Here is a 25,185-nt window from a genome sequence, read left to right as displayed (position 1 = left end):
TTTTTTATATGAGATAGGAATTAATTAATTTCTATCTTTCTACGCAATACGTGAGTCAGCTTCGACGTTAAGACTCCACTTCGATATGAAGACTAGGTTCGATGTTATGACACCGCTTAGTTGCAGGAATTTACGTGTGGATTCCCATTATATAGCTAAGTCTGCTTTGCAGTTATCGGGCTATAATGTGAAGCTGTTTTCATTCACTTTTTGGTAGAGTTTGCCGATAAAAGGGGAAGTAGCTATTTGGTGCAAAAGGAGGAGAATTCATTGAAAGGGAGTCAGCGGAACGATCAGCTGGAGCGCTTTTTTCAACATCATCCATTCGAAGATCCTCTCTACCTAAAACGATATGTCAAAGAGCATCCTGATCATAAAATGGCCTGGTATTTGCTGGGGAGGGAGTACGCAGCTCAGGGCAAAGAAGGAAAAGCGGCGTATTGCTTCGCACAGTCCGGGGAAATTTACGAGGCGTTCGAGCGGCAGAAGATAGTCGTCGAGGGTCCGCTGCCGCCATGGAATCCTGCAGTAAACCAACGCACGGCACCAGTGGTTAAGAGGAGGGTAACAAGTTCAATTAGGGCATGGTCTGTTTGGCTCCTCTTGTTGCTGCTACTTGCACTTCCCGCCTCAATGGACAGTGCAAAGGATGATGTTACGACTCAGCTTCCATCACTGCCAATGGAGGTTAGGGGAGGAGAGGCACTTGCAGAGACGCCTGTTTCTTCGAAGATGAAGATTTACTTGGCAGGAAACGATTGGTCGGACAAGCTTAAAGAAGTGCTAGCGCCGACAGGGGCGAGAAATAAGGAATCGATCCTAGTATCAGCTTCGCAGAGTGCGGATGGGAATTGGCTTCAGTGGAACGAGCCTTTGCAGCTATTGCTTGGTGTGGAGCAGACAAGTGGAAATGAGTATGGAGCTGTTGTTCGATATTATAGCCCTCAAGTATGCTCCTGCCAATTGGCTGACGGCAGCCGATTGACGCCGATCCTTCAGCGTTGGATGCGAGCTAACGAACAGGCTGTTGTTCTTCGAAGTGCCATTCAGGCTTACGAGAAGAAGCAGGGCCGCATGCCCGAGCAAGCAGAACAGTTAGCAGCGCCATATCCAGACAACATCCTGCCCGGAATTACGGAAGATATGAAGGATATGTTTGCTGAGATTAATCGTGAAGCAAACGGAGGAGCGACGCCTCAAGGAGATGCTGCAGAAAAGACAGAAGCAACTGAGGCCACTGAAGATAGCGGCTCAACAGGGAGTTCAACAGACCCGGCTGCAAGCAATCCGACTGGAAAGCCTGCTGAGATGGCCGCCAATTCTCCGCTGCAAGAGCCTGTTAGCATCGTGATTGATACGGTGAAACATCGTTTGGCCTTAGTCAGCGGCAACATCATTCTCAGAAGCTATCCGGTAGGTCTGGGAGGTACAAAGACGCCACAAGGCGAGTTTGTCATTACGGAGAAAGTCCGGAATCCGAATGGGAAATCGAATGGTGAATTTGGCAGTAGAGGAATGACACTCTCTGACACGCTGTATGCGATACATGGTACCAATAAACCTTCCAGTATCGGCAAGGACGAATCGCATGGATGCGTCAGAATGAAGCAGGAGGATATAGAGGAGCTGTACGATATGACTCCTCAGCAGACAAAGGTAACGATCGGCAAAGATGTGCTTCCCGACGATGGCGCGGGAAGTTCCAACCCTGATGAAGGAGTGGGGGCGGGGAGAGGGAATGCTAAGCAGTCTTTTGCATTGCCTTTACAAACCAACGATTCCAACCCGCACAAAACGTATAAATGGTTGGAGTAGTTGCGTCAAATACATGGTGAAAGGTCGTAAAAGAAGTCAAGAGCTCCTTGGAGGGAACTCTTGACTTTGGGTTGGTAAGCGGTTACAATAATCAATGTGATTGAAACGATCATTTCGCTGTGAACTAGCTGTTTAAAATGATCAAAACGGCCATCACAATGATGATGACAAGCAATACGGAGCCCGTCCATATAAGCGCTTTCTTATTGATTTCATCTTTAGCTTTGCGGGACACAGCTGCTGGTTTTCGTTTCGACATCGAACACCACTCCTATGAAATGATTAAGTAGATGTGCCTATTTTATCACAGATTGGGTTCAACTTAGAAGTTGAATATTCAGGCAATAAAATGATTGACGGCCATGTTATCTTGGTGTAATATTAAGTTACAAATTACCATGCAAACAATCTAATATGTTAGTTTTAATAACATGTTACCGAAAGGGCATTAGTTATTGAAGATTGCAAGTCGTCTTCTTTAACTGTGCTCTTTTTTTTGTTGTTTTTTTTCAGACTAATCTTGAAAGGGGGCGGTAGCTCCAACTACTGCTGCAGCTTCAAGGGATTCTTAGAAACAAAAAGCACCAACCGAATTTATATGAAAAGGGAGAAGATGGACACATGAAGTTAAAAAAATGGTCTACGATGAGCATGGCGGCAATAATGGCAATGGTAGCCGCAGGTTGCGGTAATTCCGCAGCTCCGGCAGAAACGACAAATGCCGCAGCAACAGCAGCACCGACAGCGGCTGCTGCAACAGCCGCAGCTGCAAGTCCTACGTCGGACGGCGGCAAAAAATTAACCGGTGACTTCGAAATTCAATATTTCGTCGGCGGCTATGGCGATGCTTGGTGGAAAAAGTCATCGCTGATTTCCAAGCGGCGAATCCGGATTTGAAAATTAAGCAGAGTGCGGGACCAAAAATCAACGAACAAATGAAACCGCGTTGGATCGCGGGCAACCCGCCTGATTTCGTATATATTGACGGCCCTGAGCTCTTTGACCGCCAAATGGTGACAGACGGTCAGCTCGAGGATTTGACGGACTGGATCAAAGACGCCAAAAACGTTGATGGCGAGAAGATCCTGGATCTACTTGCTCAGAAACCACAGGAATTTGATGGGAAAATCTATAATATTCCTTTTGTTTTAAGCGCATGGGGCATTTTTTATGACAAAGCCTTGTTCAAGGACAAAGGCTGGGCGGAGCCGAAAGATTTCGAAGACTTCTTGGCAACAAGCGAAACCATTAAAGCTGCCGGTATTAATCCTTTCATTCATACAGGTAAATATCCGTATTATATTAACGGAGCCGTACTCTACCCGGCTATCGTATCAGCAAACAACAATGATTACACCTTGCTGCAAAATATGGCAAAGAACGATCCGGAAGCTTGGAAAAATCCAGCCATCCTGAAAGCGTTAAACAGAATCGTACAAATTCGTGATAAGGGCTTTATTGATAAAGCTTCCGTACAAATCAATCACACCGATTCGCAGTCGTTATTCCTGCAGCACAAAGACGCCTTCATCCCGAACGGACTGTGGCTGCCAAATGAAATGGCCAAAGATGTTCCCGGCGGATTTGATTTCGGCTTCATCCCATCCATTACGCAGGACAAAGGCGGCAAGTTTGTAGCCAATACATCGACAGCAACTTTTGGTATTGCAAAAAAAGCAAAAAACAAGGATGCGGCCAAAGCGTTCATGCAGTTCGTCTTCTCTAAAGCACAAGCGACTCAATGGGCTGAGCTTAGCGGCGCTCCATCTAACGTCAAAGGTGACATCTCCTCCTCCAAGGCACCTAACTTTGTTAAGGATGCAGCTAGATTCTTGTCTTCCCCAGACACGGTAGTCGTACCGACCGTTTCGTTCTCGGCAGATGTGGATAAAGCGATGCAAGATGCAACAGTAGCGCTTACCATTGGCAAGATTACACCTGAAGAATGGGTGAAACGCGTGAGTGATGTCGTAGCCAAGCAAAAGAAATAACAGTTGAGTAGCAGCAACGGAGGATGAGAAAGGCAGCAGCCTCGCTCATTCTCCGCCACTTTAACGATTGGACGGTGGAGATAGAATGAAGACCAGCGCGAAAATGTGGAAACGGAACCTGTTTATCGCTTCATTCATCATTCCGACATTTCTGTTCTTCTGCGTGTTTACGGTGTATCCGGTTATCCAGGCGCTTCAGAAATCATTCTATGATTGGTCGGGAATGTCTGAAAACAGCGAATTTATCGGGTTTGACAATTTTATCGAGATGTTTAAAGATCCCATCATTTTAACAGCCATTGGCAATGATTATTTCTTAGTAGTTGGAAAAGTGATCGGTATTATGATGCTGGCGACCTTCTTTGCCGTTGCTTTAACAAGATTCAAATTGAGAAGCTCGGGATTTTTCAGAGCCATCTTCTTTATTCCGAACGTGATTTCGGTAGTCGTCATCGGAGTGCTATGGAATTTCATCTATAACCCTCAGATCGGGTTCCTCAATGCATTTTTATCCCTGTTCACCAAAGAAAAGGTTGACATCGCTTGGTTAGGCTTTCCCAAGCACACGATCTGGATGCTGCTGCCGCCTACGATTTGGGCAGGTATCGGATTTTACATGATTTTGATGATTGCCGCAATCGTGAATATTCCTGCTTCGTACTACGAGGCAGCTAATATAGACGGAGCGGGTCAATGGGGCCAGTTCCGCCATATCACCATGCCGCTCATCTGGGAGCAGATTAAAGTCTCCATTATTAACATTGTCATAACGACACTCAACGGATCTTTTGTTATCGTACAGCTGATGACAAATGGCGGACAGCCTGACAATACAACTCATGTGATGGGCTCCTATCTGTATCGGATGGCTTTTCAACAGTATCATTTCGGTTACGGCGCGGCTATCGGTGTCATGATCCTGGTCATTTCTATGATTACCACGCTGATTCTCCAGCGGATCCTGCGACAGGAAACCATTGAAATGAGCTAAACCGACCAAGAATATGATACTGAAGGAGGGACAAACGGAACCATGACTGTGAAAAATCCTATTGCAAAACTGAGTGTATGGCTTGTGCTCTTGATCTGGAGCATTGCGGTTCTTTATCCGCTGTTGTGGACCTTATTGGATGCCTTGAAAAATAACGAACAGTTCTTTCTAAATATGCCGTGGGCTCTTCCCAAAGCTCCGCTGCTCTGGTCTAATTTTACCTATGTGTGGAGCAAGTATAATTTCAGCACTTATTTTATCAACTCGATCGTAGTGACTATAGGAAGTACCCTCTTGGGTATGATTTTATCCGCCATGACGGCTTACATTTTAGCCAGATACGAGTTTAAAGGGGGTAAAATTCTCTACGGAATTTATATCTCCTCTATGATGATTCCGTTTGCGCTCGCGCTCATCCCGCTCTTTTTCCTGCTGAATGATTTGAATTTAATTAATACTTGGCTAGGGCTTATCCTCGTTTACGCTGCGCTTAATTTACCATTCGGTATTTTCTTGTTGGTGGGCTTCTATAAAACGCTCCCGAAAGAGATTGAAGAAGCGGCAATCATCGATGGAACCTCGCATTACGGAACGTTTTTTCGGGTTATGCTGCCACTTTCGCAGCCGGGGCTCATTACGGTTTTGATCACCAATATGCTCAATAACTGGAACGAGTATTTTCTAGGTGTCGTCTTGACGAATGATCCTGCGAAATACACACTCCCGATCGGACTTGCGGTCATGCAGGCGGAGATGCAGTATCGGGTCAGTGGGGGCCGCTATTCGCGGGACTGCTCATCACGACGATACCGACGCTCATCATCTATATGATCTTCCAAAGGCAGATCGCCAGTGGGATCACAGCCGGCGCTGTCAAATAAATCGGCATAGCAATATAGAAAAAACACCTTACCCTAGAGGAATTTATCCTTTCAGGGCAGGTGTTCTTTCTACTATAATGAGCTTATCAAAAGATGGAGCGGGAATCGGACCCCGTCAGCAGACGAACTAGGAGATCAAGATATGAAAATCATGTATTTGCTGCAAAAAATCGGCCGTTCCTTAATGATTCCAATCGCCGTGCTGCCGGCAGCATCCATTCTGCTGCGGATTGGCAAGATGGAGTTCAGCCATCCGGCGCTTGTACAGCTTGCGCAAATCTTTGAGTCAGGCGGCAGTGCCATCCTTGACCATCTTCCGCTGATATTCGCCGTAGGGATCGCCATCGGATTAACCTCGGGAGAAGGGATCGCTGCGCTTGCGGCAACCGTCGGCTATCTGGTATTTGATAACGTGCTGAAGCATTTTCAGGCAGGGACTTCCTCGATCGACAGGCTTGATATGGGCGTGTTGGGCGGCATAGCTGTAGGAATGCTTTCGGCGCTGTTTTTTGAGAAATTTCAACATGTGGAGCTTCCTGAAGCGCTTGGTTTTTTCGGAGGAAAAAGATTTGTCCCCATCGTGACTTCGCTGGCCATGGTCGTGCTCGGAGTTATCATGGGCTATGTATGGCCCCCGGTTCAACACGGGATTAGTGAGATAGGGCTGTGGGTCGTAGATAACGGTGAAATCGGCGTATTTATCTATGGAACTCTGAACAGACTGCTGATCCCAACTGGGCTGCATCATATCATTAACAACATTGCCTGGTTCCAGATCGGTGACTTTGTGACTCCAACGGGTAAAGTGGTTCATGGCGATATGTCCAGGTTCTACGCCGGTGATGCCGAGGCGGGCATATTTATGACAGGTTTCTATCCCATCTTCATGTTCGGTCTACCTGCTGCGGCGCTGGCCATAGCGAGGTCCGAACGTTCCGGTAATCGGAAAATGGTGGTATCAGTCATGCTGACGGCAGGTTTAACAAGCTTTTTAACCGGCATAACAGAGCCGATCGAATTCGCATTCATGTTTCTGGCACCTGGATTATATGTAGCGCATGCGGTCTTGACGGGATTATCCCTCATGCTGATGAAGCTCCTGCAGGTGCATATGGGCTTTACATTCTCGGCAGGCTTCATCGATTTTGCACTCAGCTGGAGTGCTTCTACCAAGCCGTATTGGATTTTGCTGCTGGCACCTGTTTATTTTATCGTTTATTACTTTACATTTCGTCTGGTTATCAACTTTTTTCCTTTTAAATTGCGGGAGCGCTCTGAGGATCAACATTCGGAGGCAAGCAATGATTTAGCAGATGCAGAGTTCGTCAATCCGGGCAAGGAAGACAGAGTGGGCAGCATTTTGAAGCATATTGGAGGAGCAGCTAATGTTGTCTCGGTGGAAGCATGCATCACGAGACTGCGGCTGCTTGTTAAGGAAGAACATCGGGTGCAGGATACGGAGCTCAAAGCGCTGGGAGCTATCGGGGTCATTAGGCTTGGTAAAGGCAATGTCCACGTTGTATTCGGTACGGAATCCGAGCAAATTCGTGAGGGTATCAAGCCCATGCTTGTTGCAGATCGGGATTCAAATCAGGACTAGCCTAAGTACATTCGGAGGTGTCTTATGATTGAACGGACCATTATTCATGTGCTGTCCCATAATGTTGTGATGGCGCACTTATCTTCTGGAAAGAATTCGATCGCCTTCGGGAAAGGAATCGGCTTCAAGAAAACGCCCGGTATGTCTCTTGATGGTGAAATTACGCAAGAATTTCTGCTGCATACTTCCGAAGTGCTAAAAAATTATGAGCAGATCCTAAACGCAGTCGATGTGAAGATTATCGGTATTACCGAAGAAGTCATTGCCTACGCGCAAGGCATGCTGGAAGGTGAATTCTCCGAAACGATTCATGCATCGCTCGTGGATCATATTAATTTTGCAGTGGAGCGTCAGAAGCGGGGAATCTTTATTACAAATCCGTTTGCCTATGAGATCCAATATATGTACCCGGAGGAGTATAAGGTCGCCAGCAAAGCCGTGCAATTTTTGAATGAACATCTGGATGTGATGCTGCCTGAAGATGAAATTGCCTTCTTGGCGATGCATTTCAAAGGGGCGCGCTCGCAGGAACGTCCAACGGAATCGCTGGCGGTTGTGAAGCTGGTATCGCAAACGATTGAGGCGGCCAAGGAGCTCGGCTTCGGCTTTGAGGATTCGTTTTCCACACTGCGTTTTATCAGCCATTTAAAAGGGTTGATTGAACGGGTCAAGCAGGGGAAAACCTTGCAAAATACACTGCTTGATAAAATAAAAGAAGAGTACGGCGACATATACTTGAAAGCAACGGTCTTATCCATGCAGCTTAGCGATGCTCTCAAGGTTGAAGTGCCCCCGGATGAGACCGGATATTTGACGATGCATCTGGAACGTGTCCTTCAGCGCAGCAGCGTCTAACGAATTCAGTTTTCTACATAAGCTTCAGACCGAGTTCCTTGCGCCGACAGGCTGCAGGGATTTTTGCTGTTAGGGACGATATATGGCAGGAAGATTCGATGTTTGTCGATTGCATAATTTGGTTTTGTCAGCTAAACTGACAGTTAGAGTAATTACAGAACGGAGTGTATGGACATGCTGTATAAAACGATTGGCAAACCGATTTTGTTTCGAATGGACCCTGAAAAAGCGCACCATCTTATCATAGACGGCCTCGGGGGTGTAGGCTCATTTCCCGGCGGGAAGCAAGTGCTGAAGGCAATCTGGGGGGTTGCCCGAGACACGAGCATGGCCCAGCAGCTATGGGGAATTGACTTTTCGAATCCGGTCGGACTTGCTGCGGGCTTGGATAAGAATGCGAAAGCGGTAAAGAGCTTTTCGCAGCTTGGATTTGGCTTTATGGAAGTGGGCACGATTACACCGCAGCCGCAGCCCGGCAACGAACAGCCCCGCCTGTTCCGTTTACCGCAGGATCATGCGCTCATTAATCGAATGGGCTTTAACAATGTTGGTGTGGAGGAAATGGCCTCCAATCTTCGTAAAGCAGGCAAGAGAGATATACCCGTAGCTATTAATATAGGTAAGAACAAGGTGACTCCGAATGAACGTGCGGAAGATGATTACCGTGCATGCATTCAGGCGTTGTATACATATGGGGACTTTTTTGTGGTAAACATCAGTTCACCAAACACGCCGGACTTGCGTAATTTACAACATGGCAACGATTTGGAGAGATTGCTGGATGCAGTTACAGATGAAATGAATGTGCAGCAGCGAAAGCACCAGGATTCCGGTAAGCCTGTCCTCGTGAAGATTGCTCCGGATCTTACCGACGCTGAATTGGAGTTGACGGTGAAGACTATCCAGAACAGCGGAGTCTCTGGCATCATAGCGACGAATACGACACTGAATCGGGCGGGGACGACTCACTCGAATAGGCTCGAAACAGGCGGTCTCAGCGGCAAACCTCTTACGGAGCGTTCGACGGAGGTAATTCGCCGCGTATACCAATTAACTGGTGGAAAGCTTCCTATTATCGGCTCCGGAGGCATTTTTTCTGCACAGGATGCATATGACAAAATACGGGCCGGGGCCAGCCTCGTAGAAGTATATACTTCATTAATATATGAAGGTCCTGGACTGCTAGGCCAATTAAACAAAGGTGTTAAAGCGTTGCTCGCTAAAGATGGATACACGCATATTTCCCAGGCAATAGGTGCCGATCATAAGTGACTTCATCAGTGAATGGAGGGCAGAAAAGATGGATGGACGAGACTGGAAGAAGTTTTTACTCCCTTATGAACAATCTGTAGAAGAGCTGAAAGTGAAATTTAAGACGCTCCGCGGCGAGCTGAAGAGCCGAGAAGAATACTCGCCGATCGAATTTGTAACCGGCAGGGTTAAGAAAATTTCAAGCATTTTGGATAAAGCCAAGCGGCTAAACGTTCCGGTAGATCAGCTGGAATCCGGAATTGAAGATATAGCGGGGATTCGCATCATGTGCCAATTCGTTGAAGACATCGAACGGCTTGCTGATCTCATTAGAGCCAGACAGGACATGTCTGTTGTGTATGAAAAGGACTATATTGCGAATAAGAAGCCAAGCGGCTACCGCAGCTATCATATAATTATTGAATACCCCGTTCAAACCGCATTGGGGATGAAAAGAGTTCTTGCGGAGATACAAATCAGAACGTTAGCGATGAATTTCTGGGCTACGATCGAGCATTCATTAAATTACAAGTATAAAGAGACACTACCAGAAGATGTGAGAGCGAGACTTAGCAAAGCGGCTGAAGCGGCTTATTTACTGGATCAGGAAATGTCGAGCATCCGGGATGAGATTGTTGAAGCGCAGCAAATGTTCGAGGACAACTCCAATCTGGTCAACAAAGTGCTTAACAACATACAGGTGCTCTATTTTTACCACCGGATTCGGGAAGCGGCCCAATTTCAGCTGCGATTTAATGAAATCTGGGAGAATGAAGATGTATGGAGCTTAAGTGATTTGTCGATGGAGATCGAAGCTGCGATCTCAAGAGCCAAAAAAGGAGATCAATCCTAACTCTATGAATCAGAATCAATATGATCGTCTATATGTCGAGTACCTGTATTATTTTAATGAAGCAAGAGATTATTTTGAATGTCATGAGGTGATGGAGGAGCTTTGGCTGGAAGAAGGACGAAGCCCTCTATATCAAGGTCTGCTGCAGATTGCAGTAGGCCTTTATCATCATGCAAATGGAAACGTAAGCGGTTCGATCAAGCTGTTCAGTGCCGGTATTCAAAAGCTGGAGAATTATCCGACTCCTACACTGGGTATTGATCTAAACAAACTCTTGAATGACAGTCGTGTATATTTGAACAAGCTTAGCGCGATCGAGGAAGCTTTCTTTCTCCCCTATGATCTGGATATTGTGATTGTCGATGAGCATCTGCAGCGATTGTTGGAGGAAGTGAAGGCAAATCCCCCTGTCCCAGGCGAGGAGGAATCGCTATGATTGAGGTTAGGCATCTGAGCAAACATTACCGGGTACATGAACGGGAGCCGGGGTTTGCAGCATCGATACGCAGCTTGTGGAATCGAAAATTTCGGACAGTGAAGGCTGTGGAGGATATCTCCTTTACCATTCCGGAAGGAAGCATAGTTGCATTTCTTGGGCCAAATGGAGCAGGGAAAACAACGACCATGAAGGTGCTGACAGGCTTGCTGTACCCTACTAGCGGTGAAGTAAGCGTTGGTGGGTTCAAGCCTTTTGAGCAGAAGAAAGAGTTCAAGAAACAGATTAGTCTAGTGATGGGGCAGAAGAGCCAATTGATATGGGACATACCTGCCGCCGAAACCTTTCTGGTTAATAAGGTGATCTATGAAATTCCCGAAAGGGAGTATCGAGAAACCCTTAATGATTTGATAGAGCTCCTTGAACTCGAAGAGGTGATCCGTAAGCCTGTGAGACAGCTTTCCCTCGGAGAGCGCATGAAATGTGAACTGGCGGCGGCTTTGCTGCATCGTCCGCGCATCGTCTTTTTGGATGAGCCTACCATTGGGCTGGACGTGAATATGCAGGAGGTTATGCGGCGGTTCATACAGGATTACAATCAAAAGTATCGAGCGACCATACTGCTAACGAGCCATTATATGGCGGATGTTACCGCGCTTTGTGAACGTGTGCTTGTCATCGGCAAGGGCAAGCTGCTTTATGATGGGGACATAGCCGCATTGGTAGATACCTACGCACCCAACAAGCACATCCGTCTGCAGTTGGCTCAGCGGATTAAGCAGCGAAGTGAGTTCGAGCGGATTGTTGCTGAGGGCGGGGGAAGCTTATTCATGATGCGTTCCCGGACCTAGAGCTTGAAGTGCCGCGGGATCAGGTATCAAGCCTCTCTGGCAAATTGCTGACGACCTTTAACATCATGGATTTGACGATTGAGGACCCTTCCATGGAATCCGTGATCTCAAGAGCATTTGAAGGGAAGCCGAAAGCGGCGGAAGGCAGGAATGATTCATGAGAGCCTGGCAGCTGTTTTGGAATAAATATAAGGCGCTATGCCGAGTGGAATGGGCGGTCCTATTAGCCTATCGGAGCGAAAGTGTCATCTGGATGGCAGGTGCTTTGATCCAACCATTGGTCAGCCTAGCTGTATGGCTATCCATCAGCTCAGGAGGCTCGGTGGCCGGCTTTAACGCGCATGATTATATCGTGTACTTTCTGGGCGTCCTTCTGGTAGACAGACTGACAAGCACTTGGGATGTGTGGGACTTGGATGCAAATATTCAGGACGGCTCCTTGTCCTCTAAGCTGGTGCGTCCCTTTCACCCGATTCATTGGAGCATTGCTCAAAATTTGGTATATAAAATGTTTTTTGCGGTTGTGCTGATTCCCGCTTGGTTGGTATTAGCCTGGATATTTCCCGCTTTGCGGCTTGAAGCTTCGCCTAGCCTCTACGTCCTGGCTGTTCTGGCGATTCTTCTTTCCTCGGCACAGCGGTTGCTTATTGGGTTCGAGTTCGGCCTGTTGGCGTTTTGGACCAATCGGGCTACAGCCATTTATGGCTTATACGAGGGGCTGCATTTATTTTTGGCTGGCCGGCTGGCACCGCTCACCATGTTTCCGGAATGGGTGGAAATGACGGCAAGATGGCTGCCCTTCTACGGCGCGGTTGGATTTCCTGTGGAGCTGCTGACAGGTAAGCTGCAGGGAGGAGCGGGAGCCATCCTTCCTAATTTTGCCGTTCAATTCGCTTGGCTGCTGCTCCTTTATGCCGTGTATCGCTGGGAATGGAGACAAGGGATTAAGAAGTTCGGGGCTGTTGGAGGTTAGCATTCAGAAGACACCGTAACAGCTTTCCAGCAAGGAGGAGCACGGACATGAAGTATGTGCGCTTATTTCGAGAATTTGTAAGGGCGTGCTTGGTCGAAGAATTTGAATACCGCGCCAATTTCGCCGCTAATCTGCTAAGCACCGTTTTCTGGCTGGCGATGGCTGTGCTGACGGTTCAGCTGTACTTCTACAGATCTGGCCAGGTCGGTGGCTGGGGATATTATGAGGTAATGGTTCTGCTTGGAATTTTCAATGCCGTTCACGGCTTTATCGAATTTTTCCTGCAGCCCAATATGTCGAGGCTCGTCAGTCATATCCGCAAAGGAACATTGGACTTTGTTCTCACCAAGCCGGTAGACAGCCAGTTTTATATCAGCTTTCGCCACCTTGTATTCTGGAGACTTGCCGATGTACTGCTCGGATTGGGGCTCGTTGTATACAGTTTGTGGAAATTGGATGCAATGCCGACCGTATCACAGGCCTTCATGTTCCTCATAGTATTTCTGGCGTCGCTTGTCGTCATCTACTCCTTATGGATGGGGATGATGATTCTCTCCTTCTGGGCGGTGAAAGTGGACAATTTGTCCTTCTTATTCAGCTCCGTATTTGAAACGGCCAGATTCCCGGTGACGGTGTATAAAGGCGTGCTGAAATTCGTGCTTACGTATTTGTTTCCGGTAGCATTTATAACGACTTATCCCGCTGCTGCGCTCATTGGCAAGCTGACCTTGTATCAGGCCGGGGTCAGCTTGGCTGCTGCTGCTATATTTTTCGCGCTGGTTCGATGGTTTTGGAAGTTTGCTCTAAGGCGTTATGCGAGTGCTAGTAGTTGACATGGAGGGGGAATGTGTCAGGGGAGATAGACGTAAGTAACTAAAGGAGATTTATACGTAATGAAAACGGATCGTATAAAAATTCCCCAGGGATTCTGGGCGGGATTGCAACAATTAGGAATGATACCGCACGAAGTAGTTCGTAATGCGGGGCTGCCTCTATCGGTTATTGCAGAATCAACGGCAGTCACTGCAGCCCAATATTTTAAAATCTGGCAAGCATACTCCGATCACGTTGGCGAAACTGCCAAGGCCATCACTAAGCTTGTAACTGTCTTTGAGACGACACAATACCCGCCGGCCGTCTTAGCGACCTACCATGCTCGTAACTATCGCGACGCTCTTAATCGAATGTCCCGGTACAAACAAATGTGCCCTCCGGAAAGATTACATGTAACCGAAGAAGGAGAGCGCTGTATCATCGACTTGGACTGGACGAGTATCGATCATCCCGAACCGCCCGTGTTGATTGGAACCACATTGGCCTTTCTTCTTGAGCTTGGGAGACGGGGAACAGGCCAGTCTATAACTGCAAAGTCTGTGGAATTTTCTCAATCGATGGGTGATATAAAGACCCTGAAACCTACTTTGGGTGCCCAATCCGTATGGGTACAACCTATAACCGAATGATTCTGCATCGAAACGATCTGGATCGTCCTTTTATTTCGTATAATAATGAGTTGCTGGAAATCCTGACTCCCGTATTGGATCGCTCATTGGAGGAACAGCGCAGCCCAACAATCACCGAGATGGTCAGATGGATCTTTAAGCGCAGTTTACCTGGAGGGCACTTTGACATATATGCTGTAGCGAGTGAATTAGGTATGAGCGATCGTACCCTACAGCGCCGCCTTAATGACGAAGGGATGACTTTCAAGCAGCTTTTGACACAGGTTCGGCATGAGCAGGCTCGAGAATACTTGGCAGACCCGAAGCTCGAAATAAAAGAAGTTGCTTTCTTAGTTGGATATAAAGATCAGAATTCGTTTTACCGCGCTTTTCGCCTATGGGAAGGGGACACACCATCAAATTGGCGTACCGCATACGAAAGGGAGTAACTGCCGTGTTCTTGAATTCTAATTTAATTAGGTCTATGAATGGCTAACAATTCCTACGGTTCATGATTTGGCGGGTTAAACAAGAAGTTTGGCGCTTTACGCTAGTTACTGATTGATCCATACAAAGTAATATACTCTCTATCGGCAGTGCTTGCCGTGAATGACATCAAAGGGAGATATATATGATGGATATGGGATTAAGGTACAAAACAGCTTTAGTGACCGGATCGACCAGAGGCATAGGAAAAGCAATTGCCATTGAGCTTGCCAGAGAAGGTGTTAATGTCCTTGTTAATGGACGGAGTCATGAAGAGGTAGAACGAGTGGTAAATGAACTGAAATCGGAGTTCCCGTCTACCAATCCTCTGAATGCATCAGGCGATATCGTGGATACGCTGCAAAGGGAAGCTTTGTTTGAGAAATATCCCTATGTCGATATTCTGGTTAACAATATGGGGATTTATGAAATCATGTCTTATGAAGATGTTGATGATGAAGTATGGGAAACCTATTTCCGAACGAACGTCCTTGCTGCAAATGGATTAACCAAATACTATTTGCCTAAAATGCTGAAGAATAATTATGGACGAATCATCTTTATTGCAAGTGAAGAAGCGATTATGCCCTCAGGGCAAATGCCTCAGTATTGTATAACCAAATCCATGTTATTGTCTCTGTCAAAAAGCTTATCTAAATTAACGATAGGAACGGAAGTTACATCCAACACGATCATGCCGGGACCAACGCTTACCGAAAATGTATATAAAATCATTGATAGTTTGTTTCCTAATGATATGGAATTTTCTGAGAAAGAGAAAACATTTATGACTGCAAATCTCCCTCAATCCGAGTTACAGCGATTTATTAAGCCCTTTGAAATAGGCAGACTGGCTTCATTCATATGTAGTCCGTATGCCTCCGCATTTAAGGGTTCTCCTATTCGCATGGATGGGGGGATGGTACCTACAATTTTTTAATTTTTTAATCATGGATTCGTTGTGTAACTGGTCCCGTAGATGTTTACGGAACCAGTTTTTTTTTGCGCAGAGAGCGATTATGCTTGCTCACCGGAAATCGAGGAAGAGGATGAGGAGGAGGAGGTTCGCGAAGAAGATTCGAAGGCGAGGGTCGCGCCGAACCAGATGTAGACGAGGTGGATGAGGGAAAACGAATAATCGAAGATTTGCAGCGGAATAAAGCGCCCGATGATGAGTAAAGCAAGAACAACGAGAGCTAGGATGCCGGGGCCTTTGGGCAGGATGCGCGCTTTGAGCGAGGAGAGGCCGGTTAGGAGTAGACCGATCAAAATACAGGGCAGGATGGGGATCAGTACCAGCAGCTGCAGCGGGTATTGGTCGACGCTCAAATTGTTGATTTGATCGGATACGAGTTTAAGCGCCGCATCATCGTGGATGGAGCCAAATAGAATAAGGTAGGCAAGAATTTGGACAGGACCGTGGAAAATTTCGAACATCATGCCGATGAAGAGCAGCGGCAGTCCGACCCAGCCCCACACTCGAAGACCTTGGGATTGCCGTAAAAAAAGTCCTGGCAGACCCATGAGAAGAAAAGTGGAGGAGAAGGCGAGCATAACGTGAATGCTAACGGCTTGCTTGAGAAACGAGGGAATGGCTGCGACTGATTCGGGCACATCGCCTGCATGAAGAATTTGCCCGATAACCCCGAGTATACCGCCAAGAAAGAGCGCCCAGCCCGAGAAACGCAAGAACCCTTTGGGTAATGTAAGATGCATAATGTCCTCCTTTTGCCGTTCCCTGCAGAACAGCGTGCTTTGTTATCATTATCATAGCAGGCAGACCACTCCCGGTAGGAAGAGGCAGCGCATCCCAAAGGCTGGGAAAAGGTTTGGGAAATTGACTCACGGCAGGGAAAATCCATTTACGCTGCTATAAGGCGGCTGTTATAATTTTTTCATTCATATTCACTATGCTGAGAAACGGAGCATCCAAACCGTGAACCTATTTCGTATCTTAACCGCAGTAATCGGACTATCTGCGTTAGCATTATTTGCCGCCAGTATTCCAACCTTTTATACCCAGTTAAGAGATTATTGCAGCTTGCAGCCTTGTCAATCTTTCTACGTGCCTCCTCCACCAGCAGGTTGGTTGGCCGCTCATCATGTTACTCCTGGTCAGTACGCATTCAGTTATGAAGTGATTTATGCGGTATTCGGCTTCGTCTACGTGCTAGCAGGCATGCTCATTTATTACAAAAAGCCGAACGAGTGGCTTGGCTTACTCGGTACGATGATGCTGATGTCTCTCGGGACGACGTTCACACCGATAACCTCAGCTCTGATGCAGTATCCGTGGTTGACCTATCCGTTTCGTATCATTGAAGGGTTGGGCTTTGCTGCATTTATTCTGTTTTTCTTCATGTTCCCAACTGGGAAGTTCGTTCCCAAATGGTCGATGATCGCAGCGTTCTTGGTCATTGGGGTAAGAGTTCCGGGCATGTTGGCTCCGGGTACGATCTTGGACATTCAATATTGGTCACAAATTCTCATGTTTGTGTGGCTGTTTGGGTGGGCTTCCTGTCTAATCGGCGTTCAAATCTACCGTTATAAAAGAGAGATGAAGCCCCTCGAGCGACAGCAGACCAAATGGGTCGTGTATGGACTTGTCGTTTCGTTGTCCGGCCTTCTCGGCTTCACGATCATCTATATCATTTGGCAATCGGCATTTGATTCGGACCCGTATTTAACCTATCTCATGGAAGTATGCATCCACTTCTCGATGCTGATTATTGCGGTAACGCTGATGATGGCGATCCTCAAGCACAGGCTGTGGGATATAGATCCTCTGATGAACCGAACTTTGGTGTACGGGATCCTGACTGCTTGTGTGGTCGGAGTGTATGCGCTTAGCATAGGCTACTTCAGCAAGCTGCTGAACGGACAGCATCATTGGTTTGCTTCAGTTGTCGCTACGGGCATTGTCGCTGTCATGTTCGCGCCCGTCAAAGCGAAGCTGCAGCGCTGGATCAACAGGCTGATGTACGGTGAGCAGGATGACCCGCAATCGGTGCTCGTAAAGCTTGGTAAAAAGCTGGAGGAGCCTATGCCTCCGGAAGAAGTCTTGAGACTGGTTGTTCGTACCATAAAAGAGGCGCTGCGACTGCCTTATGCAAGTCTGCTTTTGACGCAGGGCAACCGGGGGATTGTTCAGATTGAAGACGGATCGCCTCAACCGGATTGCCACGAATATGGGGTTGTTCATCAGGGCGAGCAAGTTGCGAAGCTCTTGTTAGCCCCTAGGGGACCTGGAGAGACATTCACGGCTTCCGACCGAAGCTTTTTGGAGACGCTCATGCATCAGGCGGCAACCATTGTAAACAGTGTGAAAATATCGCTGGATGTGAAGCTGCTGGCTGAGGATTTGCAGGAGTCGAGAGAAAGATTGGTGCTGGCCCGGGAAGAAGAAAGAAGAAGGCTCCGCAGCAACTTGCATGACGACTTGGCTCCCCGCCTGGCGGCGCTCGCTTTCACTACGGCAGCAGCTGAGGAACTGCTGGAATCCGATCCTGCTACTTCCAAAGGCATATTAGCTGAGCTTAGGACAACGATTAGAAGCACAGTATCTGAGGTTCGCAGCTTGGTGCATAATTTGAGACCGCCCGCTCTTGATGAGCTGGGACTGATTGGAGCGATTCGTGAACGGATCAACGATGTCATCTCTCCGTTTCAGCGCTTCCAGCAAGGGGGCCATTTGCAAGGGCTTCACATCGAATTAGATGCGCCTGACCGATTAGCGGAATTGCCTGCAGCCGTAGAGGTTGCGGCGTATCGGATCGCGACGGAAGGGATCGTGAATGTCGTTCGTCATTCTGGGGCTACTCATTGCCATGTCGTGGTACAGCATAATGAAGAACGAGCACAGCTTACCCTGGAAATCACAGATAACGGCAGGGGGCTTCGTCCGGCGGAGAATCGGGGTTCGACTGGTGGAATAGGGTTAGCTTCAATGAGAGAGCGCGCTGAGGAGCTCGGGGGAAGTTTTCATATCGAGAGCCTTCCGCAGGGCGGTACAAAGCTGATGGCTGCATTGCCAACGAATGAGTAATTGGAGGAGTAATGATGAAACAACTAAGGCTTGTGATCGCTGACGATCATCCGCTGTTTAGACACGGTGTGAGCACACTGTTCAGCACCATTCCCGATCTGGAGATTGTAGGAGAGGCTTCTAACGGAGAAGAAGCCGTTCGGATGGCGGCCGAGCTGCAGCCGGATGTCATCTTGATGGATATACGAATGCCGGGCATGAATGGAATTGAAGCAACCAAACGGATTGTCAGTGCCAATCTTGGCGTTCAAATTCTAATTTTAACGATGTTCCAGGACGATACCTCCGTATTCACAGCTATGCGTGCGGGAGCTAGGGGATATGTACTGAAGGATGCGGAAAAGGACGAGCTGCTCAGGGCCATCCGGGCAGTGGGAAGCGGGGAGGCCATATTCAGCAGCGGGATTGCTTCCCGTATGATTGAATACTTTGCGATGCCTCGCCCGGCGGCTCGGGAGGAGATGTTTCCGCAGCTTGCGCAAAGGGAGCGGGAGGTTCTTTATTTGATGGCGGATGGCGCCACGAATGCTCAAATTGCGCAGAAGCTGGAGCTGAGCGGGAAAACGGTCTCCAACTATGTAACCAACATTCTCAACAAGCTTCAAGTGGCTGACCGCAAGGAAGCGATTCGACTAGTCAAAGAGTCGCGTCCGGATCAAGGCGAATCGGATAGTTATTTATAAGAGGAAAATCCCCTATTCGAGCTGATGTTGTCAGCGCGCATCGGGGATTTTAACCGTTTACTTCGTCTTATATTTTTCGAAAAAGGCTTTATACTGTTCCGGTTTGTTGCCTACGGATGGGTCGCTCTCGGGAATGCCGCCTTCCATACGCTCAACCTCCACTCCGTCTTTGTAATAGACGAGCGTCGGTGTTACTTCAATGTTATACTTCTGCCAGCCGTCTTTATACTCCTGAAGATTGAATTCCTTCACGTCAATGCCCAACTCTTTTTCCATTGGAACGAGGACCGGCGTGGTCACCTTACAATGCGGACAGGTGGAGGAATAAAAATATTGGAAAAAGGATTCCTTATTTTTCAGTCTTTGATCCAAGTCTTTTGGAACAATGACGTTTTGATAATTCGGATCATTCAGCTGCTTGACGGTTTCGGGATGAAGCTGGCTGACGGATACACCGTATGGATTATAAGGATAATCTTTGTCGGCAGACTGGCTGGACTGCCTGTTAACGAAGTAGAGACCTCCGAACAGTACGACAACAATCCCCAAGTAAATAAGGAGCTTTTTCATCATACACCTCTTTTTATATATCTTTGTGGATAGATTCTATTAGTAGAATAGCATATCCTGTGCGATTTTTGAAAATAATTGGCTGTTTGGTGACAAGTCGGCTATAATACCGTTAGATTAGGGGAGAACGCCCGTAGCAAAGGAAAGATGAAATCATGAGCAGCAAGCTTCCTGCCGCATTTGTAGAGAAAATGAATGATCTGCTGGGCACGGATCAGATAGAGCCATTCATGGCTTCCTACGACCAGCCGAGAGCATTCGGCATTCGAGTCAATACGGCCAAGATCAGCATAGAGGATTTTAAGCAATGTGCCACGTTTGCCATCCAGCCCGTACCTTGGGCGCCGGAAGGCTTCTATTATGAAGAAGGTGTAAGACCCGGCAAGCATCCCTACTATCATGCGGGTCTTTACTATATACAAGAACCGAGTGCGATGGCGCCCGTTCAATTACTGGATGTGAAGCCTGGAGAGCGTGTGCTGGATCTGTGCGCTGCGCCGGGAGGAAAATCCACCCAAATTGCCGCGAAGCTTCAAGGAGAAGGTGTGCTTGTCGTCAATGACAACCATTCGGACCGGGTTAAAGCGCTTGTGAAAAATTTGGAGCTGTTCGGCGTCCGTAATGCCGTTGTACTGAATGAAAAGCCGGAACGAATGATTCCTGTGTTCCGCGGTTATTTTGATAAAATTTTGATTGACGGCCCTTGCTCCGGGGAAGGGATGTTCCGTAAGGAAGAAGACATGATGTCTTCTTGGGAGCGGCATTCGGTGGAGCAGTGCTCCCTGATGCAGCGGGAACTGCTTGTTCAGGCAGCTCAGATGCTGGCCCCGGGCGGCAGGATTGTCTACTCCACCTGCACCTTCTCTCCGGAGGAGAATGAGGCGCAGATTGCCGCCTTTTTGGACGGGCATGAGGAATTCGAGGTCGTGCCCGTCCGCGATTTTGAGCCGGGCCGTCCGGATTGGCTGCGGGCGCCCTGGGTCGACCCGTGCGCGTTCTCGCCGCGCGCCGTAGAAGCCGTCGCCGGCACGGCGCGGCTGTGGCCCCATCGCCTGAAGGGCGAGGGCCACTTCGCCGCGGTGCTGCGGCGCGCACCCGCATCCGCCGGCCGTGCCGCGGATGAAAGACCCGCCGCTGCGGCTGCGCAGCCGCCGGCGGCAGGCAAGCGCAGCGGCCGCGAGGCGCTGCGCCAGGGCAAGGGCCGCGCGGAGCCTCCGCGCGCGGCCGTGAGCCTCGAACCGCTGCGCGCGTTCGAGAAGGAGCTGCTGCGCGGCGAGCCTTACGGCGCCGCGCAGCTGGTTTGCTACGGCGAGCACGCGTACGCGTCGCCGGCGGGCTTGCCCGAGCTGCACGGACTGAAGGTCGTGCGGCCGGGCTGGTACATCGGCGCGCTGCACCGCGGCCGATTTGAGCCGTCCCATGCGCTAGCCATGGGACTGCGCATGAGCGAAGCGAAGCGGGCGCTGAGCTTCGCGATCCAGGACGGGCGCGCCCTTCGCTACTTGAAGGGCGAGACGCTGGAGGTCGCGGAGAGCGAGATTGTCCGCGACCCGGCAGGAAGCGGCTCGGCCAAGGGGTACTGCCTCGTTGGTATAGACGGTCATCCTGTCGGCTGGGGAAAATGGAACGACGGCATGCTCAAGAATGAGTACCCGCCGGGTTGGAGGTGGACGTAAGAAGCCATGAAGCAGACACAGCGATTGGATAAAATTTTATCCCATATGGGGATCGGAACCAGATCGGAGCTCAAACGTCTCGCCAAAAGCGGAGCGATTTATGTCAACGGCTCCAAGGTCAAGGACAGCGGCATGCAAGTCAATCCGCTGCAGGATGAGATTACGGTGAACGGTGAGCCGGTCACCTATAAGGAATTTATATATGTGATGATGAATAAGCCGCAAGGGGTTGTCTCTGCTACAGAGGATAACCGGGACCGGACAGTTGTAGATTTATTGGATGATGAGTACGCTGCTTTCGATGTTTTTCCGGTTGGCAGGCTGGACAAAGATACGGAGGGCTTGCTTTTGCTGACGAACGATGGCAAGCTTGCCCACAATTTGCTTTCCCCGCGCAAGCATGTTCCCAAAACTTATTTCGCCAAGGTCGAATGGGGCGTAGGACAGGCGGATATTGATGCATTTGCCCAGGGAGTAACGCTGGATGACGGCTACGAGACGCTGCCGGGGGAACTGCGTATCCTTCGGCAGGGAAGCGAGGCAGCAGGGGAGCCGTCGGAAATTGAGCTTACGATTATGGAAGGTAAGTTTCATCAGGTAAAGCGAATGTTTCAGGCCGTGGGCAAGACGGTCGTGTACCTAAAACGGATATCGATGGGGCCGCTTTTATTGGATGGCAATCTGAGATTAGGACAGTCTCGAGAGTTGACGGAAGAAGAGCTGCAAGCCCTACGATCCGTCCATGAATAACGAAATTTGACCGGCGGAAAGCATAGACGGCTTCTTTACCGGCCGGCTTCATTTATGCTTATATGGAATATTTTCTATAGTAGAGAACAAAGTTTTCGGGAAGGAGTCATTGCCAGATGACCTACAAGCTAATCGCATTAGACGTAGACGGAACCTTGCTGAATGATGAGCACCGGCTCACGGAGCAGACCATTCAGACGATCCGAGAAGTGCACGAAGCAGGAAGTCATATTGTGCTTTGCACCGGACGGGCTCCTGCAAGTACAGTGCCGATTCTTCAAGAGCTCGGACTGGAAGGAACCATGATTACGCATAACGGCGCTGTTACGGTTCAAGCTGATGAGCGTGGACAGGCGCTGCTGCATGAATTTTCATTTTCACTGGATGATATTCAGCCGATGCTCAATGATGTGAGAGAAAAGGGCATTCATTTCGATGTGTGCACCCCTTTCAACATGTACATTGAACGATTGGGTGAGTATGAGAAAGCGATGTATAAAAAATTTCTCATTAACCCCAAGCTTGTGACGGATGTGTCGGAGCTTGGCATGCCAATTGTGAAATTTACCTTGTTCAGCCAGCCTGAAGTTCTGGATTTGGTGGAAAAGGATTGGTCGGAACGCAAGTTGTATGGCGATCTTCGCATGATTCGTTCCGGCGAGCTGTTTATCGACGTCATGAGCGCGGAAGCGAACAAGGGCAATGCGCTGAAAGCATTGGCTGCATCGTGGGAGATTGATGCACATGAAGTCATGGCCATCGGCAACTACTATAACGATTTGGAAATGATGGCCTTTGCCGGGCTAGGCATTGCGGTGGACAATTCGCCTGAAGATGTCAAGCAGGCAGCCGACGCCGTTACAGCTTCTAATAATGAAGAAGGTGTGCATCATGCCCTTGTGCGTTATTGCTTGTAAAGACAACCTAGCCATTGGATGTCGGAACAGCCAACTGATCGCACTCTGTCCTCACATGTCGGAACAGCCTGCTGATCGCACTCTGTCCTCACATGTCGGAACAATCTGCTGATCGCACTCTGTCTACGCATGTCGGGACAGCCAGCTGATCCCACTCTGCCATCGCATGTCGAATCAGCCTATCCCTCTCACCTCCCATTCGAGGTTGGGATCCATTCATGCTCTCACCCCACCCTCGAATGGTGGGTTTTTTTGTCGTTTATGGGTTCTACAGTCATGGATAGCTATGGTAGAATGATAGAAAGAATCATGCTAGAAAGTAGGATGTGATGCCCGTGAACAAGAAACAGAAGCCCTTTTCCAAAAAAGAGAAGGCGGTTGCGGCTGTTGTGACCACTGCGCTGGTCTCAGCCCCGTTTTTCCTTAGCTCATCTTTTGATATGAACGTTCGTGCGCAGGACAGTGTCGGCACCACCAGGTATCCGGTGGATAAATTGACAACCATGGTAATGCCCACAACCGGAAGCTTTATCACGCTGGATCTGAATGCTGTTTACGGTCCGGCTCAAAGTACATTTTTTGTTACAAATATAGAAGGAGAGGCCGCTTCTGTCATTAGCAGCTATGCCGAGCAAGGAATTCTTAAGATATACCCGAACGAAGCAGGTTCGACTACTTTCTACGTAGAGTTCAAGCAAGACGGACTTTATTATGAGGATGAGTTCACGGTCATTACCGACGCCACGCTAAGTCCCTCCGATTCCTTCCATCGTTTTGATATTACGGATGTACTGCGACATGTTATCAATCTGCCCGATGACCCTGCAAGCGGAGAAACCGTCAAGCAGTTACTCTCTGACCTGGCTCCTGTTCGCACCTCCGGCATTGCTCCAGATAATCAGCCTCCCTATTTAATTTCCGAAGAATCGCCTCAAATGGAGCTTCATACAGACGAATCGACCGCACTTCCGCAGCTGGCCGCATTATTTGGCGATGCCGATGAGGATGAGATCGAAGTTACCTTATTGCCGCAATCCTATGAGCATATCGAGCTAACGCAGGATGAGGTTAGTGGTGAATGGTCGGTGAAAGGCATTTCGGCAGGAGTAGAGATGATCAGGCTTGTGGCGAGAGATGGCAGAGGGGGCATATTGGAAACGCAGCTGCAGGTGACCGTTCAGGGTTCTCCGCAAGCGAATCAAAAGCCTTTGCTGGTCGGCATCCAACCGGTCGTTAAGCATTTTACAGATTATCCTGCTGCGGACGGCGGCGTTATGATCCTGTCGAATGGAGCCGAAATCGACCTTACCCATCTATTCTCCGATCCGGACGGAGATACCTTGCATTATCAGTTCGTAGCGGATTATATGGCAACCTCATCTGATATCGTTTCGCGAACTTATGATCTAGATGCTACCTCTCCAGTCCTCTCATGGGAGACATGGCCCGATCAAGTTCAAGCGATAAAGAAGCTTATTGCTTATGATGATGCGCATCCATCCGAGCCTGTAGAGCTGGATGTTTATATTGATCAAGGGGACGAAGGTCCTTTTAGTAATGAAATGGACATGTATGAGTCCAATAGTGCGGGGACGAGCAGCTATATCTTTCATACTCATTATCAATTCGGCTCGGATATGGAAGTGTATGCAGACGATATTTCTACGAAGTCAGGATCGTCTGTAACTGCGTCCGTGTATGACGAAGAGCATATCAAGCTGGATGCGATAGGTTCAGCGGGAAGCACGCCGACGGAGTTTACCTTTTACTCGCACCTTAGAGAGACGGGTTATGTGTTATACCAAGACGACGTTAAGGTTAACCTTATTTCGCCGAACGATACGCCTAATCCGGATGATCATCTGCCGGCCATAAGTTTGGCTCGACTGTATCCGAATTATTGGAACTATTTGGGCAATTTGTTTCCTAGCGATCAAAATGATCCTGATAATTACATTACATTAAATCCACATGTTCCTATTACGTTCGAAACCGGAGATGCATTTACGATGCATCCGGATGGAAGCGGCATACAAACCGTGTTCACCATCGATCCGGATAAAGGCACAGACGACAGCGGAAGCCGCGTCTTTATAATTCCATTCATTAAGGAGTAAAG

23 protein-coding genes and 1 pseudogene are annotated in these 25,185 nt (G+C 48.5%); 21 read left to right on the top strand and 3 right to left on the bottom strand.

Features of this window, described 5'->3' with window-relative positions; genetic code table 11:
- Positions 1–270 precede the first annotated feature (270 nt).
- Positions 271–1,815, top strand: coding sequence for a L,D-transpeptidase (locus L0M14_RS17445; RefSeq protein WP_235117932.1), 1,545 nt, complete (start codon positions 271–273; stop codon positions 1,813–1,815).
- A 124-nt stretch (positions 1,816–1,939) separates the two neighbouring features.
- On the opposite strand, the gene L0M14_RS31125 is transcribed toward L0M14_RS17445, so the two are convergent.
- Positions 1,940–2,074, bottom strand: coding sequence for a hypothetical protein (locus L0M14_RS31125; RefSeq protein ID WP_260115364.1), 135 nt, complete (start codon positions 2,072–2,074; stop codon positions 1,940–1,942).
- A gap of 362 nt (positions 2,075–2,436) precedes the next feature.
- Here L0M14_RS31125 and L0M14_RS31585 point away from each other — a divergent pair, with 362 nt between their 5' ends.
- From L0M14_RS31585 to L0M14_RS17380, 14 genes and pseudogenes are all read left to right on the top strand, one after another.
- Positions 2,437–2,712: a hypothetical protein gene (locus L0M14_RS31585; RefSeq protein ID WP_311198728.1), complete on the top strand. Its 276-nt coding sequence runs from the start codon at positions 2,437–2,439 to the stop codon at positions 2,710–2,712.
- Positions 2,667–3,806, top strand: coding sequence for an ABC transporter substrate-binding protein (locus L0M14_RS17440; protein WP_311198727.1), 1,140 nt, complete (start codon positions 2,667–2,669; stop codon positions 3,804–3,806). Before L0M14_RS31585 ends, L0M14_RS17440 begins: the two co-directional genes overlap by 46 nt.
- An 85-nt stretch (positions 3,807–3,891) precedes the next feature.
- On the top strand, positions 3,892–4,797 hold the full coding sequence (locus L0M14_RS17435; protein ID WP_235117931.1) for a carbohydrate ABC transporter permease: 906 nt from the start codon (positions 3,892–3,894) through the stop codon (positions 4,795–4,797).
- A gap of 42 nt (positions 4,798–4,839) precedes the next feature.
- A complete protein-coding gene (locus tag L0M14_RS17430) occupies positions 4,840–5,628 on the top strand; it encodes a carbohydrate ABC transporter permease (protein WP_311198726.1) in 789 nt (262 codons plus the stop codon).
- A 198-nt stretch (positions 5,629–5,826) separates the two neighbouring features.
- Positions 5,827–7,278, top strand: a complete 1,452-nt coding sequence (locus L0M14_RS17425) for a PTS transporter subunit EIIC (protein WP_235122941.1) — start codon at positions 5,827–5,829, stop codon at positions 7,276–7,278.
- Between the two features lie 24 nt (positions 7,279–7,302).
- Complete coding sequence (locus tag L0M14_RS17420) at positions 7,303–8,133, top strand: PRD domain-containing protein (RefSeq protein WP_235117930.1); 831 nt, start codon at positions 7,303–7,305, stop codon at positions 8,131–8,133.
- Between the two features lie 174 nt (positions 8,134–8,307).
- Positions 8,308–9,405, top strand: a complete 1,098-nt coding sequence (locus L0M14_RS17415) for a quinone-dependent dihydroorotate dehydrogenase (protein WP_235117929.1) — start codon at positions 8,308–8,310, stop codon at positions 9,403–9,405.
- 28 nt (positions 9,406–9,433) lie between these two features.
- Positions 9,434–10,237 (top strand): GTP diphosphokinase, encoded by an 804-nt coding sequence (locus tag L0M14_RS17410; protein WP_235117928.1) that lies wholly within the window; start codon positions 9,434–9,436, stop codon positions 10,235–10,237.
- A 4-nt stretch (positions 10,238–10,241) separates the two neighbouring features.
- Positions 10,242–10,673 (top strand): DUF309 domain-containing protein, encoded by a 432-nt coding sequence (locus L0M14_RS17405; RefSeq protein WP_235117927.1) that lies wholly within the window; start codon positions 10,242–10,244, stop codon positions 10,671–10,673.
- Complete coding sequence (locus L0M14_RS17400) at positions 10,670–11,524, top strand: ABC transporter ATP-binding protein (RefSeq protein ID WP_235117926.1); 855 nt, start codon at positions 10,670–10,672, stop codon at positions 11,522–11,524. Before L0M14_RS17405 ends, L0M14_RS17400 begins: the two co-directional genes overlap by 4 nt.
- A 157-nt stretch (positions 11,525–11,681) precedes the next feature.
- The gene (locus L0M14_RS17395) at positions 11,682–12,497 is read left to right on the top strand and encodes an ABC transporter permease (RefSeq protein ID WP_235117925.1); all 816 of its coding nucleotides are present in this window, start codon (positions 11,682–11,684) and stop codon (positions 12,495–12,497) included.
- 47 nt (positions 12,498–12,544) lie between these two features.
- A complete protein-coding gene (locus L0M14_RS17390) occupies positions 12,545–13,330 on the top strand; it encodes an ABC transporter permease (RefSeq protein ID WP_235117924.1) in 786 nt (261 codons plus the stop codon).
- A gap of 60 nt (positions 13,331–13,390) precedes the next feature.
- Positions 13,391–14,388 (top strand): annotated as a pseudogene (locus tag L0M14_RS17385) (helix-turn-helix domain-containing protein).
- A gap of 185 nt (positions 14,389–14,573) precedes the next feature.
- Positions 14,574–15,365, top strand: coding sequence for an SDR family NAD(P)-dependent oxidoreductase (locus L0M14_RS17380; protein WP_235122940.1), 792 nt, complete (start codon positions 14,574–14,576; stop codon positions 15,363–15,365).
- Between the two features lie 77 nt (positions 15,366–15,442).
- Here L0M14_RS17380 and L0M14_RS17375 read toward each other — a convergent pair whose 3' ends face one another.
- On the bottom strand, positions 15,443–16,141 hold the full coding sequence (locus tag L0M14_RS17375) for a hypothetical protein (RefSeq protein ID WP_235117923.1): 699 nt from the start codon (positions 16,139–16,141) through the stop codon (positions 15,443–15,445).
- A 220-nt stretch (positions 16,142–16,361) separates the two neighbouring features.
- Here L0M14_RS17375 and L0M14_RS17370 point away from each other — a divergent pair, with 220 nt between their 5' ends.
- Both L0M14_RS17370 and L0M14_RS17365 read left to right on the top strand, forming a co-directional pair.
- Positions 16,362–18,470, top strand: a complete 2,109-nt coding sequence (locus L0M14_RS17370; RefSeq protein ID WP_235117922.1) for a histidine kinase — start codon at positions 16,362–16,364, stop codon at positions 18,468–18,470.
- 11 nt (positions 18,471–18,481) lie between these two features.
- Entirely contained in the window at positions 18,482–19,153 is a 672-nt protein-coding gene (locus L0M14_RS17365; RefSeq protein WP_235117921.1) for a response regulator, read from the top strand.
- A 57-nt stretch (positions 19,154–19,210) separates the two neighbouring features.
- Here L0M14_RS17365 and L0M14_RS17360 read toward each other — a convergent pair whose 3' ends face one another.
- The gene (locus L0M14_RS17360; protein WP_235117920.1) at positions 19,211–19,723 is read right to left on the bottom strand and encodes a thioredoxin family protein; all 513 of its coding nucleotides are present in this window, start codon (positions 19,721–19,723) and stop codon (positions 19,211–19,213) included.
- 155 nt (positions 19,724–19,878) lie between these two features.
- Here L0M14_RS17360 and L0M14_RS17355 point away from each other — a divergent pair, with 155 nt between their 5' ends.
- From L0M14_RS17355 to L0M14_RS17340, 4 genes are all read left to right on the top strand, one after another.
- Positions 19,879–21,399, top strand: coding sequence for an RsmB/NOP family class I SAM-dependent RNA methyltransferase (locus tag L0M14_RS17355; protein WP_235117919.1), 1,521 nt, complete (start codon positions 19,879–19,881; stop codon positions 21,397–21,399).
- Between the two features lie 6 nt (positions 21,400–21,405).
- Positions 21,406–22,149: a pseudouridine synthase gene (locus L0M14_RS17350; RefSeq protein ID WP_235117918.1), complete on the top strand. Its 744-nt coding sequence runs from the start codon at positions 21,406–21,408 to the stop codon at positions 22,147–22,149.
- 116 nt (positions 22,150–22,265) lie between these two features.
- On the top strand, positions 22,266–23,066 hold the full coding sequence (locus L0M14_RS17345; protein ID WP_235117917.1) for a Cof-type HAD-IIB family hydrolase: 801 nt from the start codon (positions 22,266–22,268) through the stop codon (positions 23,064–23,066).
- 335 nt (positions 23,067–23,401) lie between these two features.
- Positions 23,402–25,183 carry a hypothetical protein gene (locus L0M14_RS17340; protein WP_235117916.1) on the top strand — a complete coding sequence of 594 codons (1,782 nt, stop codon included), beginning with the start codon at positions 23,402–23,404 and terminating at the stop codon, positions 25,181–25,183.
- Positions 25,184–25,185: the final 2 nt, after the last annotated feature.

This window comes from Paenibacillus hexagrammi, assembly GCF_021513275.1.
GTDB classification, from domain to species: domain Bacteria; phylum Bacillota; class Bacilli; order Paenibacillales; family NBRC-103111; genus Paenibacillus_E; species Paenibacillus_E hexagrammi.
Note: the sequence above shows the minus strand (reverse complement) of the source record. Positions and strands in the feature narration are given on the sequence as shown.

Coding starts and splice junctions, on each gene's coding strand:
- L0M14_RS31125 (WP_260115364.1), bottom strand. CDS start 2,074: ATGTCGAAACGAAAACCAGCAGCTGTGTCCCGCAAAGCTAAAGATGAA.
- L0M14_RS31585 (WP_311198728.1), top strand. CDS start 2,437: ATGAAGTTAAAAAAATGGTCTACGATGAGCATGGCGGCAATAATGGCA.
- L0M14_RS17435 (WP_235117931.1), top strand. CDS start 3,892: ATGAAGACCAGCGCGAAAATGTGGAAACGGAACCTGTTTATCGCTTCA.
- L0M14_RS17430 (WP_311198726.1), top strand. CDS start 4,840: ATGACTGTGAAAAATCCTATTGCAAAACTGAGTGTATGGCTTGTGCTC.
- L0M14_RS17420 (WP_235117930.1), top strand. CDS start 7,303: ATGATTGAACGGACCATTATTCATGTGCTGTCCCATAATGTTGTGATG.
- L0M14_RS17415 (WP_235117929.1), top strand. CDS start 8,308: ATGCTGTATAAAACGATTGGCAAACCGATTTTGTTTCGAATGGACCCT.
- L0M14_RS17410 (WP_235117928.1), top strand. CDS start 9,434: ATGGATGGACGAGACTGGAAGAAGTTTTTACTCCCTTATGAACAATCT.
- L0M14_RS17405 (WP_235117927.1), top strand. CDS start 10,242: ATGAATCAGAATCAATATGATCGTCTATATGTCGAGTACCTGTATTAT.
- L0M14_RS17400 (WP_235117926.1), top strand. CDS start 10,670: ATGATTGAGGTTAGGCATCTGAGCAAACATTACCGGGTACATGAACGG.
- L0M14_RS17395 (WP_235117925.1), top strand. CDS start 11,682: ATGAGAGCCTGGCAGCTGTTTTGGAATAAATATAAGGCGCTATGCCGA.
- L0M14_RS17390 (WP_235117924.1), top strand. CDS start 12,545: ATGAAGTATGTGCGCTTATTTCGAGAATTTGTAAGGGCGTGCTTGGTC.
- L0M14_RS17380 (WP_235122940.1), top strand. CDS start 14,574: ATGGATATGGGATTAAGGTACAAAACAGCTTTAGTGACCGGATCGACC.
- L0M14_RS17375 (WP_235117923.1), bottom strand. CDS start 16,141: ATGCATCTTACATTACCCAAAGGGTTCTTGCGTTTCTCGGGCTGGGCG.
- L0M14_RS17365 (WP_235117921.1), top strand. CDS start 18,482: ATGATGAAACAACTAAGGCTTGTGATCGCTGACGATCATCCGCTGTTT.
- L0M14_RS17360 (WP_235117920.1), bottom strand. CDS start 19,723: ATGAAAAAGCTCCTTATTTACTTGGGGATTGTTGTCGTACTGTTCGGA.
- L0M14_RS17355 (WP_235117919.1), top strand. CDS start 19,879: ATGAGCAGCAAGCTTCCTGCCGCATTTGTAGAGAAAATGAATGATCTG.
- L0M14_RS17350 (WP_235117918.1), top strand. CDS start 21,406: ATGAAGCAGACACAGCGATTGGATAAAATTTTATCCCATATGGGGATC.
- L0M14_RS17345 (WP_235117917.1), top strand. CDS start 22,266: ATGACCTACAAGCTAATCGCATTAGACGTAGACGGAACCTTGCTGAAT.